Here is a 16,777-nt window from a genome sequence, read left to right on the forward strand (position 1 = left end):
AGAGTTAATCTAAATAATGGGGTAAATTCAATTAATCGGATCGAATTTAAACCAGTACCATTAACTCGTTGTATATTAGGAAGCTAAATGAAAGGAACCATTCTGGATTTTGAGCCCAACTCTAAAGAAGGGGTCATCTGCGCTGACAATAAACGTTTTACCTTTAATATGGCTGAATGGAAATACAGTCACTCTGCGCGGCCAGGACAACATGTTGAATTTACTGGGCACTTGGGTAAAGCCAAAGATATTAAGGCTATATTTAAAGCCCCTAATGCCATTGTTTTAGCGTCTAAAACTAAAACCCTAGTTAAGCGATCTAAATGTGCTGTGGCATCGTTAATCTTTGGTATTTTTTCGCTCTTTCTGTTTAGTTCTTTGTTAGCGATAATTTTTGGTCATATTGCACGCTCTAAAATACGTCATAGTCATGGCAAATTAATCGGCAACAAAATGACAACCTGGGGATTATCTTTAGGCTACATCGGACTGTTAATTAACATTATTTTCTTTCTGATTCTTGCCGCACAATCAACCCCTGGTTATTAAAATTAGGCAATACATTGCCGCAATGTCTTGTCGATAGTGCTTTTTAGTGAGCGCTCTGCGCTCCAATTTAACGGTTAGCACTATCACTAATAAATTATCACTAGTTAACTTCCAGTTTTGTTTTTTAATTCATTGATATTAATGAACTAAATGGAATTTTCTACTACTCTGGCGCTGATAATTAAAATACTTCCCTACAAGCCATAAAATTATTTCAGTTGGCATTAATTCTGCTAAACCCTTAGCAATGCAATCCGTTTGAAATGGCTATTAACATGGAAATTAACACTCAACCTCTGTCCTTATTTGATTACATAGGCAACCAAACTCAAGGAAATCAGGACCTTGAAAATATCGCGATCTCCGCCAAGCAAGACATTAAAGGTGGGTTGGCAGTATTAGACAGTGGGTTAGCTAATCAAGAATTCGAAGAGACACTGAGGTTGCTAGAAAAAGGCGAAATTGATTTAGACTTGAACACCGTTGAAAACTATTATCAATTCAATCAGGAAAGACTCAATAAAGAAGTCGAACAATTACTTGCGCAATTCGACTCTGTTGATAGCCTTGAAATTAGCATTGAAAATGACAAGTTGACGGTGACAGGAGACGACCAGTCAGCCCAGGCACTGCAAAAGTATCTTGACCGCGATAGTCGCCTCAACAGTTTAGTGCAACAAACTGCAAAACTTTCTCAATTTGTTGAGTGGGGAAAAGCTAAGGAGCAAGCAGCGGTTTATCAACAAGAAAATATGCCGGAAGAAACACTAGTTGATTATTTAAAAGATGCTAGGGAAGTTGTAAATAATACCAATGAGTGGGTCATCTCGCCTAAAGGTGGATATTTTACATCCCATGGTCAAACTGACCTGTTGACTAAAAAATATTCTGGCACTGAAGATTAAGTGAGGCTGATCAGGTTAACTCGATTTTTGTTCCGCTTCTAACTTTCCTTGTTATTTATTTAATCAGACGTTAACGTTTTTGATATAAGTTAATGTTAACGTCAGATTAGTAGATTATTATGTGTCTTATTCTTTAGTCTAATTGTTAATCAATCAACAAGTAAGGTACATTGATTAAAATTTATACTTACTCGTTAGTGTTTATTTAAAGTCAGTCAGAGGTTGTTATCAACAAGACGATTATTCCTACAATTCTCGATATAGAGGCCAGTGGTTTTGGAAGCCACAGTTATCCAATTGAAGTGGGCGTTGTGACCTATTTGTCCCAACGTTACTGTCGATTGATACAGCCTGAATCGAATTGGCAGCATTGGACCCAAGAAGCTGAAGACTTACATGGCATATCCCGTGACGTTTTGCTGCAAAAAGGTACTGCTGCATCTAAGGTATGTGAAGACTTGAATAACCTTTTAAGAGGACAAACCGTTTATTCAGATGGTTGGGTCGTCGACTATCCCTGGTTAATAAAACTATTTAGCGCGGGTAAACAGAACATGACGTTTAGGCTAAGTCCTCTAGAGAATATTCTATCTGAAAAACAGATGGAGCTTTGGCATGACACGCAAGAAAACTTGGCTAGAAGTATGGATTGTACAAGGCATAGAGCCAGTTGTGATGCAGAGTTAGTGCAGAATGTGTATGTACAAACCCAACACGATTCTGAATTGACTAACCCTGCAGCTTTTCATTTTTAGTGTTTTGCCGCGTACTCTTCTACTTCACTCCAAACCCGCAGTAAATTTGTTCCAAGAATTTTAGCGATATCTGTTTCGCTGTACCCTTTATCCAATAGACCTTGTACTAAGTTAGGATAAGCGGATACATCTTTTAAGCCAATGGGCAACGAATCGCCAACACCATCGTAATCTGAACCAATCCCTACATGGTCAATTCCCACTAATTTCACCACATGATCGACGTGCTCAACAACGGTATCGACATTGGCAAAGGGAAACGGGTTATTGGTTGAGTATTCTTCATCAAAGGCGGCTAATTGAGGGCTGTCAGCTCCAAATTCCTCTTCCACGGCTTTGCGTTTCTCACCCATAGTAATACGCCAGCCCCTAGATACTTGATCAACAAAAGTAGAGCCAAAGTTAATCATTACAACGCCACCATTTTCGGCTAATGCGACTAGCATTTCATCGGTCATATTGCGTTCGAATCCTGGAGTGAATCGACGTAATGACGAGTGAGAAGCAATAACGGGTGCTTTACTTAGTTCTATGACTTGGTAAAAGGCATCATCAGAGACATGGGAGATATCTATCATAATACCGATATTGTTCATTTCACCAACCAACTCTTTACCAAAAGGGCTTAGGCCTTTCCATTTTTTTCGGAGGTCGTATGAAGAATCGGAAATATGATTGGCTAATGAATGGGCCAAAGTGATGTAGCGAATACCACGGTCATAAAAGGTTTTAAGGTTGTCCATATCACCTTGTAGGGGAGAACCATTTTCCATTCCCATAGGCAACGAAATCAAACCTTGCTCAAATTGCTTTTTAACATCATCGGGGGATTTAGCTATGGCAAACTTATCTGGGGCTCTGCCTACTATGGCTTCAACGTAATCAATTAATTTGTGCGCCAATTCCGTTGATTTAGGTGAGTCATCTAAAGACGCGGGAATATAAATTGACATGAATGGTGCATTGAGTCCGCCGGCTTTCGCTCTAGGATAATCAAAATCGCCACTATCAGTAGCAAGGGTGACATCTTCCCACTTTTGCTGAAGACGATATGGCACATCAATATGACCATCCACTAAAATATACTTTTGGCTTATTTCTGTGGCCTTCTGTGATGCATGGTATTCACCGTCAGAGGCAGTAACACAGCCGCTCAATGCCATTGCTGTGCAAATCCATAAACTCTTTTTCATACAATTTATCCTTATTATTCTGTGTATAAATGATTAATCAATTATGACTCTGATTTAAATGCCCAAGGTGATAGTGGGTACTTTGTCATTGTTAATATGCAAAACGAGTATGCAAAATCTTTGTTTTGTTTATTGAGGCTGTGAATACTCGCCTTATTTTCGTTCCATTTGATTTCGCACATCAAACATAGTGTTGTGTAAAGAATGGCTAGTTTATCACTTTCTGAAGTATCAAATAATGGATTTTTTAAATCAAGGTACTCTAATATTTGCTATAAAGGGGAAGTTTTCATTATTAAGCAAACTCGATGAATACAATCCCTTGGTTGGCAATTTAATATTGGAATTATTAGCATCCCTTTGCATACTACTGGAATAACTGGAAATCATGAATTTACGTAAAAGTAATATTGCCAAGCTTCCTCAACATACTTTTGATGTGCTCATTGTTGGTGGTGGGATAAATGGAGCTGTGTCTGCGGCTGCACTATCTGCAAAAGGTGCCAGAGTTGCGCTCATTGATAAAGGTGATTTTGCTGGCTTTACCAGCTCAAATTCATCCAATTTAGCTTGGGGAGGAATTAAATACCTAGAAACCTTTGAGTTTGGATTAGTTAACAAACTCTGTAAAAGCCGTAATCATTTAATGCGTCATTATCCGTCTACGGTTCAAGAGATTCGTTTTTTCACCAGTATTCAGCGTGGTTTTCGTTTTGCTCCCGCTTTTATTTATTTAGGCACTTTAGTTTATTGGTTAATGGGACGATTGTTCACAAAAATGCCTCGATATTTAGGTTCTAAAAAGATCAAACAAATGGAACCTATCATTAATACCGAACAGATAGCTGGTGGTTTTGAATACTCAGATGCCTATTTACATGATAATGATGCTCGGTTCGTCTTTAATTTTGTGCGTTCTAGCATGAGTTATGGGTGTATCGCTGCTAACTATGTGGGGTTAGATCATTCCAAAAAGGTTGGGGAGGAATGGGTTAGTCAGGTCACGGATAAAATGAGTGGCGAAACCTTCAATATTCGCTCCAAAGCTATCATTAACGCAACCGGCCCTTTTGTCGATCAAGTTAATCAAATCAATCAACAAACAACCGAACATCATCATGTATTTTCCAAAGGTGTACATTTAATCGTCAATAAAATCACCGACACTGAGAAAGTATTAACCTTTTTTGCTGATGATGGCCGCCTATTTTTTGTCATCCCCATGGGACCTAAAACTTGTATTGGCACCACCGATAGCCAAGTCCCCAGTCCAGATGCCCAGGTTACCGATGAAGACAGAGAGTTTATTCTATCCAACGTCAATAAGCTTTTGGCCTTGCCCAAACCTTTAACTAAAAAAGACATTATCGCTGAACGCTGTGGGGTCAGGCCCTTGGCAATTAAAGGCCATGAAGGCAAAGCCGATTGGGTGCAACTGTCGCGAAAACATGCCATTGATGTAGACAAAGACAGCCAATATTTATCAATTTTTGGTGGCAAGTTAACCGATTGTATTAATGTTGGAGAGGAAGTTTGTAAATGGATAGAAACCTTCGGCATTCCATTAACTTACCCTGACTACAAATGGTATGGCGAACCTGGGAAGGCAGTAAAACGAGAGTTTTTTCATCGCGCTAAACTGATGAGACTTGACGATCTTACTCCTGCTAGCTCTTCGGAACCCCTGAGTCAACGATTTTGGCGAAGGTACGGACGCAACGCTATCAATATGTTGGAGAGTATTCGTGAAAATCCAGCAATGGGGAACTTATTGATTGAAAACAGTGAGTACCTGCGAGTGGAAGTGGAACATGCGGCCAATCGCGAAATGATAACAACCCTAGAGGATTTTCTGCGACGACGTTCAAAAATCGCCTTAGTGGTTCCTCAACAAGATATTTTGCACGCTCCAGGATTAAAAGAAGCCTGTGACATTTTATTTGCAGATGAGGCTGAGGCGAAGTTAGCTGAATATATCGCCACCGTCACCAATTCGCTTTAATTTCAGTGTGATGTGTATTTTTTAGCAAAGTATTTCTAATTTAACCGGCTAGGGTGGTGACTTCCCACGCCAAATAAAACATACTTGCACACTTTCTGGCACAAGCTGACTTATATTTTACCGTGCTCAGGTAGTGCAAAGAGCAAGTAAAGTGTTTGAAAGTGATTTTAATCTCCGTCGTGTTTTTTCCCACGGAGCATCATTTAAAAGAGAACAAGAAGTAATGAAAACGAATTATATTCCACTGGATAAAAATAAACATAGTGCGTTAAAAGTAAAAACGCAGCATAACTTTGAATTTGCCAAAGAAACCCATTTAGCATCCGCGACTCTTCGTGAGTTCGCTCAAATTGCTAGCTGTATGCCAATCGCATTTATTAAAGATCAACCTTCTGGCAATTACCATTCAATTGCTATGCTAGGTTTGGAGCAAGGCAGCAACTTATACTTCAAAGATGACAAATGGTTAGGCCATGTTATGCCTTTGAACATTCAACGTTATCCTTTTGATGTTCGCCCTGACGGTGACAAGTTAGGTGTTTACATCGACGAAAACAGTGTGTTGGTAGGTGAAGAAGAAGGTGAAAGTTTATTCACTGCAGAAGGCGAACCAACGGATTACTTAAAAAACCGTCAGGACCTTTTGGGCGAAATTACTAACAGCGAATTGGCGACCCAGCGTTTTATCAAACGAATTGTTGAATTAGAATTGCTTGATGCTGTCCAACTTAATGTTCAGTACGCAAATGGCGAAAAGCGCAACGTGACTGGTATATTCGGTATCAACGAAAAACGCGTAAATGAATTATCTGACGAAATTATTATTGAGTTGAAAAACAGTGGTTACCTTGGTGCTATTTACACTGCAATGTTGTCACTTACTCAATTGAATCGTTTAGCTCAACTTTCTGTTAATACGGATAAACCTATTCGCTCTATCCATATTAGTTTAGTGGAAGATACGCAGCAAGAAGCGGCTAAAGAAGAAGCGCCAAGCGCTTAATTCCTAGCAACTTAGTTAGCGAAATAAACTAAAGCCAGCAGTGTGTTTACTGCTGGCTTTTTTGTTTAATTTGGTAACTCGTTTTTGACACAAAAGCTGTGTTGGCAGGCAAAGTCGCACTCGGAAATTCTGCTTGATTTGGACTATCCGGATAAAATTGAGTTTCAATACAAAAGCCGTGATAAGGCGCGTATTTTATATTGTTTTTACCTAGGGTAGCTTCCCCAATAAAATTACCCGTATATATTTGCACACCCGGCATAGTCGTGTGAGTAATTAATACTCGTCCAGACTTTGGCTCAATCACATCGGCAACCCATTGCAGTTTGTCTTGTGCTGTTGAAAATCCTTCTACACACCAATTATGATCAAGTCCATTAGCCGCTTTTATTGCTTGGTCTTGTTGATTAATTGCTTGTCCAAAAGGGGTTAGTTGGCGTAAATCGAAAGCCGTATCCTTTACAGGTTTGATTTCACCCGTGGGAATTGCATTTTCATCGGCTGGCGTATAGTTGTTCGCGGATAACTGAATTTGCTGATCAAAAATAGTTCCCGAATCGTGCCCTGCTAAATTGAAGTAGCTATGTTGGGTAGGATTGAAAACCGTATCTTGGCTACTGAGGGCATGATACTCAATGGTTAAGCGATCTTCCTGATCAAGGCTGAAGGTCACATCAAGATTTAAGGTTCCTGGAAAACCTTGATCACCATCATCACTGGTCAACCTCAAGGTAACACTTGGATATAAATCGTCCTCTGTGTTAGTCACTGACCAAAGCCGATTGTGAAAGCCATCAACGCCACCATGCAAACAGTTTCCTTGTAAGTTGGTACTTACCGAATAGCTTTTATCAGCAATTTTAAACTCACCATCTTTAATGCGATTCGCATAACGTCCTACGGTTCTGCCCAAATAACTTTGATCGGACAAATAATCTGTCACATTATCGAAGCCTAAAACAATATCTACACTGGGATCTGTCGCTAACCTCCAGGATCGAATAATTGCTCCTAAAGTCAATATCTCAACGGACATGCCATTATTATTGGTCAAAATGTAGCTATCTATTATTTGGCCGTCGGGCATTTGTCCAAATTGACTTTTATCGATCATAGTTCATCTCTCCACTGCATAGATTGATTGTTTATAGGCTCGTTTTCGTCAGCCAATCATTAACCTTTCAGGCCATGAAAGACTCAATAATCGGCATGCTAGAGGGTATCTTATTATAAGTTGACACCTAGCTTATTATAAAAACTACTATCTTCATGATTATTTTGCGTTTTTAAGCATAAGGGAGCGCATTTTAGTTTAGATTTTTTAGCTTATTTTGAACTTCATCGATCCTTGATTTTCACTGTACATAAAAACAGCTTTGAAAGCTTTCTTTATATATATCAGCCGCTTTCGTCTAGCCCTTAATTTAATTGGCATTCACGGCCTCTGTTTAACCCGTTTTTTGTCCTTGACAATGGGGTTAGTGGAAACCTAAACTCTCATTTGTGGGTAATTGTGGCAGAAAGTGGATCAAAGTGATCTCAATGTGTTGCAAACTGATGCTACCAAAACAATAAAAGCAAACTAATAAAAAAGGCTAGGGGATATGTTCCGCGGCGCTAACGCAATCAATCTAGACGTAAAAGGCAGGGTGGCGATACCAACACGGTATCGACAGTTGTTGCTAGATGATTGTCAGGGACAACTGGTTTGCACAATCGATACACAGCAAAGCTGTCTGCTACTTTACCCACTTCCCGAATGGGAAGAGATTGAACTTAAACTTAGTAAACTTTCTAGCATGATACCTCAAGAACGCCGCTTACAGCGACTTCTTTTAGGATATGCCATGGAAGGTGATATGGACAAAAATGGTCGCTTCTTATTGTCAGCACCACTTCGTCAACATGCCAACTTAAATAAAGAAATAATGTTAGTTGGGCAACTCAATCGCTTCGAAATTTGGGACGCAGAAACATGGCAGCAACAGGTTCATCAAGATATTGAAACTGAGAAAGGCGGCGAATTTGAATTAACTGAGCGTTTACAGGACTTCTCACTTTGATAACTGAAAATCCATCGTCCCAGGAGTTGCACCGCTCAGTGCTGTTAGAAGAGTCCATTGTAGGGCTAGATATTAAACCAGACGGTGTTTATATGGATGCCACATTCGGGCGCGGTGGGCATACAGAAAAAGTGTTGCAGAAGTTATCTGCTAAAGGTCGTTTGATTGCTTTGGATCGCGACCCATATGCCATTGAAGCGGCTAAACGATTTGCCGATGATGAGCGTTTTTGTATTGAACACGTGGCATTTTCGAATATCGAAGAGGTGGCTCAAAAACATCAAGTATTCGGCAAAGTTGACGGTATTTTGATGGATCTTGGTGTGTCGTCACCTCAATTAGATGATGCCGAACGAGGATTTAGTTTCATGCGTGAAGGCCCATTGGATATGCGCATGGACACCAGTAAGGGAATTAGTGCAGCCCAATGGCTGGCAAAAGCCGACGAAGATGACATCACTCAGGTGATTAAAGAGTTTGGTGAAGAAAAATTCGGCAAGCGTATAGCTCATGCAATTGTGAATAGTCGCGATGAATTTCCACTGACGACAACATTGCAATTAGCAAAGTTAGTGGATGAAGCTGTGCCGGTTAAAGATAAATTTAAACATCCTGCAACTCGAACTTTTCAGGCAATTCGTATTTATATCAATAGCGAATTAGATGAAGTTCGGGACGGACTTAAAGGAGCATTAGCGTGCCTTTCTTCAGGAGGACGACTGGCAGTGATCAGTTTTCATTCCCTAGAAGATCGATTGGTAAAACGCTTTATGCGCGAACAAAGCCGCGGAATGCAGGTGCCAGCTCGAATGGCAATTACTCAGGCACAAATAGATGCAACCCGAGCAATGAAGTTAATAGGAAAGGCGACTAAGCCTAGTGAGTATGAAATTAAAGTGAATGCGAGGTCGCGAAGTTCAGTGTTAAGGGTGGCTCAGAAGCTGTGACAGATACTAGGACCAACTTTAATTTGGTCAACTTAATCTTCACCGAACTAGCCCGTCATCCGATACGGGTTTTGTTGTTTTTAATGGTATTGATAAGTGCGTTCGCGGTGATCATGAGTGCGCACCATAATCGACAGATGTCGATGGCCTTAGAACAACTAATGCAAGAACAAGATCAGTTAGATATTCAGTGGCGTCACCTAATCCTAGAACAAGGGGCGCTAACTGATCATAACCGCATTGAAGTTGCTGTGAAGAAGCAACTTAATATGCATAGACCAAGTCCAGAAAATGAAATTGTGGTGCGTTTGAAATGACCAAGGCTAGAACTAAACAAGCTAAGAAAAACATTGCTCCAAGTTTGGTGCAGTGGCGTTTCTTCGTGGTTGTTGGTGCTATTCTCGCAGTGTTTTCAGTACTTACGGTCAGAGCTGCTTATATTCAAGTCATCAATCCGGATCAACTGATCGAAGAGGGTGATAACCGTACTTTAAGAGTGCGTAATAATGAAGTTTATCGTGGTTTGATCACCGATAGAAATGGAGAACAGTTAGCGGTAAGTGTTCCTGCAAAAGCTATCTGGGCCCATCCACCTACGGTTACAGATCCAGAAAAAGGTGCGTTATCTGACACTCGCAGATGGCAAGCCCTTGCTGAAGTCTTAGGTCAAGACGTTGATAAGCTTATTAAAAAAGCGAGTAACGAAAATAGCAAATTTGTGTATTTGCAACGTCAAGTGTCGCCGGCCATGGCAACCTTTGTGAAGAATCTGAAAATTCCAGGAGTCTATTTGGTCAATGAATCTCGCCGTTATTATCCAGCGGGTGAGGCTTCAGCTCATGTGGTTGGTTTTACCAATGTGGATGATCAGGGAATCGAAGGGATTGAAAAGTTATATGACGAATATTTGTCTGCGACACCTGATTCTAGAACCATTCGTCGCGATGCTAAAGGTCGTCAAGTTGAAATATTAGAGCAGGAAGAAGGTAAAGATCCGCAAAATATTCAATTGACCATAGATCAACGAATTCAAGCTCTTGCCTACCGAGAATTAAAGTCTGCGGTACACTTTTACCGTGCAACATCAGGCTCAGTCGTCGTGGCAGATGTGAATACTGGGGAAATATTGGCGATGGTGAATAGCCCGTCATTTAATCCAAATAACCGTAAAGGTGTCTCGCCTCGTAAAATTAGAAATAGAGCCATTACCGATACCTTTGAACCGGGTTCGTCAGTTAAACCTCTGGCTGTGGTAAGTGCTCTAGAGTTTGGTTCTGCGGATACTGAAACCATTATAGATACTTCGCCGGGTTGGCGACGTTTAGGTGGAAGTATCGTTCGTGATTCCCGCAATTACGGTAAATTAACCCTGCAGCAAATCATCAAAAAATCCAGCAATATTGGTACTTCAAAGCTGGCTTTGTCTGTTCCTAAAGAGTTTCTGCTCGACACCTATTACAATATGGGGTTGATGAGCGAAACCGGGACTAACTTGATTGGCGAACAAGGCGGACTTTTCAACGAACAACGAAGATGGTCGAAATTTGAATTATCTACCTTGTCCTTTGGTTATGGTTTATCTGTCACCACCATGCAATTAGCGCGGATGTACTCCATTTTAGGTAATGGCGGTATTAAACAGCCTCTTAGTATTGTTATGTCTGATGAGCAAAAAATAACGGAAAGGGTTATTAGCGAAGAAAATGCTCACCGCGTATTGAGCATGATGGAAAGTGTACTTGAAGATGGTGGTTCAGGCCGCAAAGCGCGGGTGCCAGGATATCGTGTTGCTGGTAAAACCGGTACCAGCCGTAAAGCTATCAAAGGTGGCTACGGTGAGCAGTATGTAAATATCTTTGCTGGTGTAGCGCCAGTCTCGGATCCGCAACTGGCAGTAGTTGTGCTGATCAATGAACCAAAGGGTGATTTATATTATGGCGGTGATACAGCCGCTCCCGTTTTTAGCTCGATTATGGCCAACACTCTGCAGTTATTAAATGTTCCGCCAGATGCTAAAAATGTCTCCTCAATCGCTAAACGAGGAGAGCAATAATGCCAGATTCCCAAAACAGCATTAATATCAAAACCATATTGGCGCAATTTAAGATTGATGCTCCCGATGTAGAAGTTAGTGAGTTGGTTTTAGACAGCCGTGAAGTTGCTGTTCATAGTGTGTTTGTGGCAATAAAAGGTCATCAGTTAGATGGCCGTGACTTTATTCCTCAAGCGATTAGCCTTGGTGCGAAATTAATATTGCAAGAAGTTGAACAACCACAATGCCATGGCGAAATTGAAATGCGTGAACAAAGTATTTTGATCTCGTTTTATCAGTTGGGGAAACAACTATCCCAGTTAGCGGCTGTATTTTATGGTTTGCCGGCACAACATTTAGATGTGATTGGCGTAACCGGTACAAACGGCAAAACCTCAGTAGTGCAACTGATCAGTCAACTTCGCTTTTTATGCGGCGATAAATCGGCATCAATTGGTACCTTAGGTGCAGGGTTATTCAGTGTGGATAATAGCCAATTAGAGAAAACCCTAAATACCACTCCAGACGCTTGTCAGGTACAAAAGTTATTAGCAAAATTTGTGGCCTCTGGTGCGAAACAAGTCGCCCTAGAAGCGTCCTCCCATGCATTGGTTCAAGATCGTATCCAAGGGCTTAAAATGGACGTGGCAGTATTCACTAACCTAACTCGTGATCATTTGGATTATCACGGGGATATGCTTGAATATGCTAAAGCAAAGCGGCAATTATTAAATCAGCCAGAGCTGAATCAGGTGGTCTTAAATGCAGATGATCCAGAAACTATAAACTGGATAACAGCAGCATCAAGACAACAAAAAATCACCTTGTTTTCTACTCATTTAAATGCCCAACAACTACCCGAACATCACCACTTTTGTTTGGCAAGCAATATTCAATATGACCATAGTGGCTTGTCATTTGATCTGCAATCTTCATGGGGCAGTGCAGCCATAAAATGTGGTTTATTAGGCCAGTTCAATGTATCTAATTTACTGGCAGCTCTAGCCAGTCTACTGGTCATAGGTTTACCGCTAAATGAATTAGCCAAGTCGTGCAATAAATTGAAACCTGTTGCAGGACGAATGGAGTTATTTGAACATCCCAGTGCGGGAAATTTGATTGTTGATTTCGCCCATACGCCAGATGCTTTAGGGCAGGCACTCCAGTCAGCTAGAGTGCATAGCCAAAAACAACTTATTTGTGTATTTGGCTGTGGTGGCGACAGAGACAAAGGTAAGCGCCCATTAATGGGAGCGGCAGCTGAGCAAAATAGTGATCAAATTATTCTTACTTCAGACAATAGTCGCTCTGAACCTTCTGCGACTATTGTTGCCGATATACTCGCCGGCATAAAAGATCAATCTAAAGTCAAAGTTGAAACCAACCGTAGAAAAGCGATTCAACTTGCTATTGCGCAAAGTCAGAAAGGAGATCTGATCTTGGTTGCAGGTAAAGGACATGAGACCGAGCAAATTATCGGTGACCAAATTCTACCGTACGATGAAAGAAATTATGTAAACACGCTGAGTGTAGGGAAAATGCAATGATTGAAGTACCTCTAGATTGGATAGCAGAACAAACAAGTGGGGAGTTGTTTGGTGCCAATGGCAATGTCACTGGCGTTAGCACAGACACACGAAGTTTGAGTCAAGGGGATGTTTTTATTGCATTAGAGGGGCCTAATTTCGATGGTCATAAATTTATAAATGACGCTGCCAACAGTGGTGCCGTGGCATTCATAGTGTCGCGCAAAATCGATACCCACTTACCCTATATTTTAGTTGAAGACACTAAGCTTGCATTGGGAGCGTTAGGCGCAGGGGTAAAACAAAAAGTAGCTCCGAAAACCGTTGGCATAACCGGAAGTAGTGGCAAAACTACCGTGAAAGAAATGGTCGCTAGCATTTTATCGCGCATCGGTAATGTTTTGGCTACTGACGGCAATTTTAATAATGAGATTGGCGTACCTTTAACCTTATTAAGGCTACAACAAGATCACGATTTTGCGGTCATTGAAATGGGCGCGAATCACTTAGGTGAAATTGCTTATACCACAAATTTAGTCAAACCCGATGTTGCCACTATCGTTAATGCTGCCGCTGCACACCTTGAGGGTTTTGGAAGTTTACTAGGTGTAGCGCGGGCAAAAAGTGAGATTTTTAGAGGTTTAAGTAAATCAGGTACGGCAATTATCAACAAAGATAGCCAATTTAGCGATTTTTGGTTGGGTAAATTGAAAGAGTGCCATGTTCAAGGATTTTCAGAAAGCAAAGAAACCGAGTTTTATGCTCAAGACATTAGCCTTGGCATTGATGGATGCGCGCAATTCTTGATGTGCACACCAAAGGGCAAAGTCCAACTCACATTGTCATTACCCGGAACTCATAATGTTGGCAATGCCTTAGTTGCTGCAGCCTTGGCCATGAACGTTGGCGCTAACTTAGAAGATATTAAATTTGGTTTGCAAAACATGCAGCAAGTAAGCGGCAGACTGCAAGTCAAGCAGTTAACCAATCAAGTTAAAATTTTAGATGATACCTATAACGCAAATGTTGCCTCTGTAAATGCTGCAATTGATCTACTAAGTAGTTTTAGTGGGCACCGTATTTTGGTGTTGGGTGACATGGGTGAGTTAGGTGAAAAAGCTCGCTATTACCATGAACTGGTTGGCGAGCATGCTAAACAAAAAGGTATAGATAACTTAATGACGCTTGGGGTGTTAAGTCAGGCGGCCAGCGATATTTTTGGTGGTAAACACTTCAGCGATATTGAGTTGTTAATTGAATATATTAACCACCAGTTAGCCTCTGAGCAGCGCGACATAACTATTTTAGTGAAAGGATCGAGAAGCGCACGTATGGAAAATGTGGTTAAAGCTTTGGAGGAATCTCCTGTGGGAAAGTTTGAACGAGTTAGGGAGCGAATCGCATGCTAATTTGGTTGGCGGAGTGGTTGCAGCAATATGATTCTGGGTTCAATGTGTTCTCATATCTTACCCTGCGCGCCATCCTTAGCACACTTACAGCGTTGTTGATGGCTGTTCTAATTGGTCCAGGCATGATTCGCTGGTTGCAAACTATGCAAATAGGTCAGACCGTGCGCGATGATGGCCCGCAAAGTCATTTATCTAAGTCCGGGACGCCGACTATGGGCGGTTTGTTAATTTTAGCCGCGATTTTGACAAGTGCTTTGTTGTGGGCAGATTTAAGTAATCGTTACGTGTGGGTTGTGCTGTCTATCGTTGTTGGCTACGGATTGATTGGCTTTGTTGATGATTATCGTAAAGTGGTGCGTAAAGATCCCAAGGGATTAATAGCCAAATGGAAGTACTTCTGGCAGTCGATTATTGCTATCGCAGTAGCTATCTATTTATATGCAAGCAGTCAAGATCCAGCTGAAACAGCTCTACTAGTACCATTTTTCAAAGAAGTGATGCCGCAACTTGGGATGTTTTTCATGGTCGTGGTCTATTTCACTGTAGTGGGCACCAGTAATGCGGTGAACCTCACTGATGGTTTAGATGGCCTGGCTATTGTTCCAACAATATTAGTGGCTGGGGCGCTAGCTATTTTTGCTTACACCACAGGAAACATAAACTTTTCTGCCTACCTAAATATCCCTTATATCCCAGAAACCAGTGAGTTAGTCATTGTCTGCACCGCAATTGTCGGCGCTGGATTAGGCTTTTTATGGTTTAACACTTATCCGGCTCAAGTATTTATGGGAGATGTGGGCTCTTTGGCATTAGGCGGAACGTTGGGAATTATGGCGGTCCTTGTTCGCCAAGAAATCGTATTAATTATTATGGGTGGGGTTTTCGTAGTCGAGACCTTATCGGTGATTTTGCAGGTGGGGTCTTATAAGTTGCGTGGTAAACGCATATTTAGAATGGCACCCATACACCATCATTTTGAGCTTAAAGGCTGGCCAGAACCTAGAGTAATCGTAAGGTTTTGGATTATTTCATTAATTTTAGTGCTAATTGGTTTAGCGACATTGAAGTTGAGATAAATAAACGTAATGCAAACCCCTGATTTAAAAAACATGCAGGTTGTTGTGGTTGGTTTAGGACTGACTGGCAAGTCGTGCGTGTCATTTTTACAAGATCAAGGGGCGAACGTTATTGGCATGGATCGCAATCCAGTTGAATTACCTAGTGGGATCCAAACCCTCAGTGGTGACTTCAATCAAGAGGTATTATTAAACGCCGACTTAGTCGTGTTAAGCCCAGGTGTTAATCCCAATGGGATTGAAATTCAAAATGCTGTTAAAGCTGGGGTAGAGGTAATTGGCGATGTGGAGTTATTTGCTCGCTTTAATACAATTCCGGTTATTGCTATTACAGGATCAAACGGTAAATCTACGGTCACTTGTTTAGTCACTGAGATGCTCAATTGCGCAGGCATGAAAGCACAAATGGGCGGAAACATAGGTACTCCAGTGTTGGATTTACTCCAGTGTGACGCCGAATATTTAGTGCTTGAGTTATCGAGTTTTCAGCTTGAATTACTGCATTCGTTAAAACCAGTTTGTGCAACAATATTGAATGTCAGCGAAGATCACATCGACCGTCATCTGACTTTTGTGGCCTATGCAGACACCAAAAAACGCATTTATCAGAATGCTGAATATACTATTGCCAACCGAGATGATGTAAAAACTTGGCCGCAAAATTATCTGCCTAAACATAGCTTCGGGTTGAGTCATTTGCCAGTGGGGATCAGTTGGGATGCTCAAGCTAAAAACATATTAGTTGAAGGGCAAGCGTTTATCTCAACTCAACAATGTGCTTTGCAGGGGCTACACAATATTTTAAACATTCAAGCGGCTATTGCTTGTGTTCTTCCTTTGGGAGTCAGCCAATCTGCCATTGCCCAAGCCGTTGGTGTATTTACTGGACTACCCCATAGATTTGAGTTGGTCAGCGCCCACCAAGATATTCGTTGGATAAATGATTCTAAAGCTACCAATATTGGAGCCACTATTGCAGCTCTACAGAGTCTCAAAAATAGAGGAAACAGCAAGCTTATTTTAATTGCGGGTGGCGATGGTAAAAAAGCCAATTTCACCGAACTACAACCTCTATTGCTGGACGATGTGGATTTATTAATTACCTTGGGGAAAGATGGCAGAGAAATAGCGTCTTTAAAACCTGGCAGCATCGAAGTGGCCGATTTATTAGAAGCCGTGACCTTTGCAAGTGGCATTGTGGAAAGCGGCGACATTGTTTTGTTGTCTCCAGCGTGTGCGAGTTTGGACATGTTTGATAACTATCAACATCGCGGTGATGTGTTTAAACAAAGTGTTCTGGAGGTCACCCAATGAGTG

At 41.2% G+C, this 16,777-nt stretch carries 15 protein-coding genes; 13 read left to right on the plus strand and 2 right to left on the minus strand.

Annotated features, from left to right (window positions below; all coding sequences use genetic code 11):
• Positions 1 to 87 precede the first annotated feature (87 nt).
• The 3 genes from ABJV04_RS00580 (at position 88) to ABJV04_RS00590 (ending at position 2,209) form a co-directional block, all read left to right on the plus strand.
• A complete protein-coding gene (locus ABJV04_RS00580) occupies positions 88 to 549 on the plus strand; it encodes a DUF4190 domain-containing protein (RefSeq protein ID WP_348489161.1) in 462 nt (153 codons plus the stop codon).
• A gap of 275 nt (positions 550 to 824) precedes the next feature.
• Positions 825 to 1,454, plus strand: a complete 630-nt coding sequence (locus tag ABJV04_RS00585; RefSeq protein ID WP_348489162.1) for a hypothetical protein — start codon at positions 825 to 827, stop codon at positions 1,452 to 1,454.
• 311 nt (positions 1,455 to 1,765) lie between these two features.
• Positions 1,766 to 2,209 (plus strand): hypothetical protein, encoded by a 444-nt coding sequence (locus ABJV04_RS00590; RefSeq protein ID WP_348489163.1) that lies wholly within the window; start codon positions 1,766 to 1,768, stop codon positions 2,207 to 2,209.
• Here ABJV04_RS00590 and ABJV04_RS00595 read toward each other — a convergent pair.
• Positions 2,206 to 3,402: a dipeptidase gene (locus ABJV04_RS00595; protein ID WP_348489164.1), complete on the minus strand. Its 1,197-nt coding sequence runs from the start codon at positions 3,400 to 3,402 to the stop codon at positions 2,206 to 2,208. The two genes, ABJV04_RS00590 and ABJV04_RS00595, sit on opposite strands and share 4 nt — an antisense overlap.
• 385 nt (positions 3,403 to 3,787) lie before the next feature.
• Here ABJV04_RS00595 and ABJV04_RS00600 point away from each other — a divergent pair, with 385 nt between their 5' ends.
• Both ABJV04_RS00600 and ABJV04_RS00605 read left to right on the plus strand, forming a co-directional pair.
• Positions 3,788 to 5,404, plus strand: coding sequence for a glycerol-3-phosphate dehydrogenase/oxidase (locus tag ABJV04_RS00600; RefSeq protein ID WP_348489303.1), 1,617 nt, complete (start codon positions 3,788 to 3,790; stop codon positions 5,402 to 5,404).
• Between the two features lie 223 nt (positions 5,405 to 5,627).
• Complete coding sequence (locus tag ABJV04_RS00605; RefSeq protein ID WP_348489165.1) at positions 5,628 to 6,407, plus strand: SapC family protein; 780 nt, start codon at positions 5,628 to 5,630, stop codon at positions 6,405 to 6,407.
• A gap of 46 nt (positions 6,408 to 6,453) precedes the next feature.
• Here the strand turns inward: ABJV04_RS00605 and ABJV04_RS00610 are convergent, their stop codons facing one another.
• Entirely contained in the window at positions 6,454 to 7,521 is a 1,068-nt protein-coding gene (locus ABJV04_RS00610; protein WP_348489166.1) for an aldose epimerase family protein, read from the minus strand.
• A 490-nt stretch (positions 7,522 to 8,011) separates the two neighbouring features.
• Here ABJV04_RS00610 and mraZ point away from each other — a divergent pair, with 490 nt between their 5' ends.
• From mraZ to murD, 8 genes are read left to right on the plus strand one after another with little or no spacing between them, the layout of a single operon-like run.
• Positions 8,012 to 8,470, plus strand: coding sequence for a division/cell wall cluster transcriptional repressor MraZ (gene mraZ / locus ABJV04_RS00615; RefSeq protein WP_348489167.1), 459 nt, complete (start codon positions 8,012 to 8,014; stop codon positions 8,468 to 8,470).
• Positions 8,467 to 9,417, plus strand: coding sequence for a 16S rRNA (cytosine(1402)-N(4))-methyltransferase RsmH (rsmH, locus tag ABJV04_RS00620; protein ID WP_348489168.1), 951 nt, complete (start codon positions 8,467 to 8,469; stop codon positions 9,415 to 9,417). The genes mraZ and rsmH overlap by 4 nt, the downstream gene beginning before the upstream one ends.
• Positions 9,414 to 9,734: a cell division protein FtsL gene (ftsL, locus tag ABJV04_RS00625; RefSeq protein ID WP_348489169.1), complete on the plus strand. Its 321-nt coding sequence runs from the start codon at positions 9,414 to 9,416 to the stop codon at positions 9,732 to 9,734. The genes rsmH and ftsL overlap by 4 nt, the downstream gene beginning before the upstream one ends.
• On the plus strand, positions 9,731 to 11,470 hold the full coding sequence (locus ABJV04_RS00630) for a penicillin-binding transpeptidase domain-containing protein (protein WP_348489170.1): 1,740 nt from the start codon (positions 9,731 to 9,733) through the stop codon (positions 11,468 to 11,470). Before ftsL ends, ABJV04_RS00630 begins: the two co-directional genes overlap by 4 nt.
• The gene (gene murE, locus ABJV04_RS00635; protein ID WP_348489171.1) at positions 11,470 to 12,996 is read left to right on the plus strand and encodes a UDP-N-acetylmuramoyl-L-alanyl-D-glutamate--2,6-diaminopimelate ligase; all 1,527 of its coding nucleotides are present in this window, start codon (positions 11,470 to 11,472) and stop codon (positions 12,994 to 12,996) included. Before ABJV04_RS00630 ends, murE begins: the two co-directional genes overlap by 1 nt.
• Positions 12,993 to 14,384 (plus strand): UDP-N-acetylmuramoyl-tripeptide--D-alanyl-D-alanine ligase, encoded by a 1,392-nt coding sequence (gene murF, locus ABJV04_RS00640; RefSeq protein ID WP_348489172.1) that lies wholly within the window; start codon positions 12,993 to 12,995, stop codon positions 14,382 to 14,384. Before murE ends, murF begins: the two co-directional genes overlap by 4 nt.
• Complete coding sequence (gene mraY, locus ABJV04_RS00645) at positions 14,378 to 15,460, plus strand: phospho-N-acetylmuramoyl-pentapeptide-transferase (RefSeq protein WP_348489173.1); 1,083 nt, start codon at positions 14,378 to 14,380, stop codon at positions 15,458 to 15,460. The genes murF and mraY overlap by 7 nt, the downstream gene beginning before the upstream one ends.
• Positions 15,461 to 15,469: 9 nt before the next feature.
• Positions 15,470 to 16,774 carry a UDP-N-acetylmuramoyl-L-alanine--D-glutamate ligase gene (murD, locus tag ABJV04_RS00650; RefSeq protein WP_348489174.1) on the plus strand — a complete coding sequence of 435 codons (1,305 nt, stop codon included), beginning with the start codon at positions 15,470 to 15,472 and terminating at the stop codon, positions 16,772 to 16,774.
• Positions 16,775 to 16,777: the final 3 nt, after the last annotated feature.

This window comes from Aliiglaciecola sp., assembly GCF_039982535.1.
Classification (GTDB): Bacteria; Pseudomonadota; Gammaproteobacteria; order Enterobacterales; family Alteromonadaceae; genus Aliiglaciecola.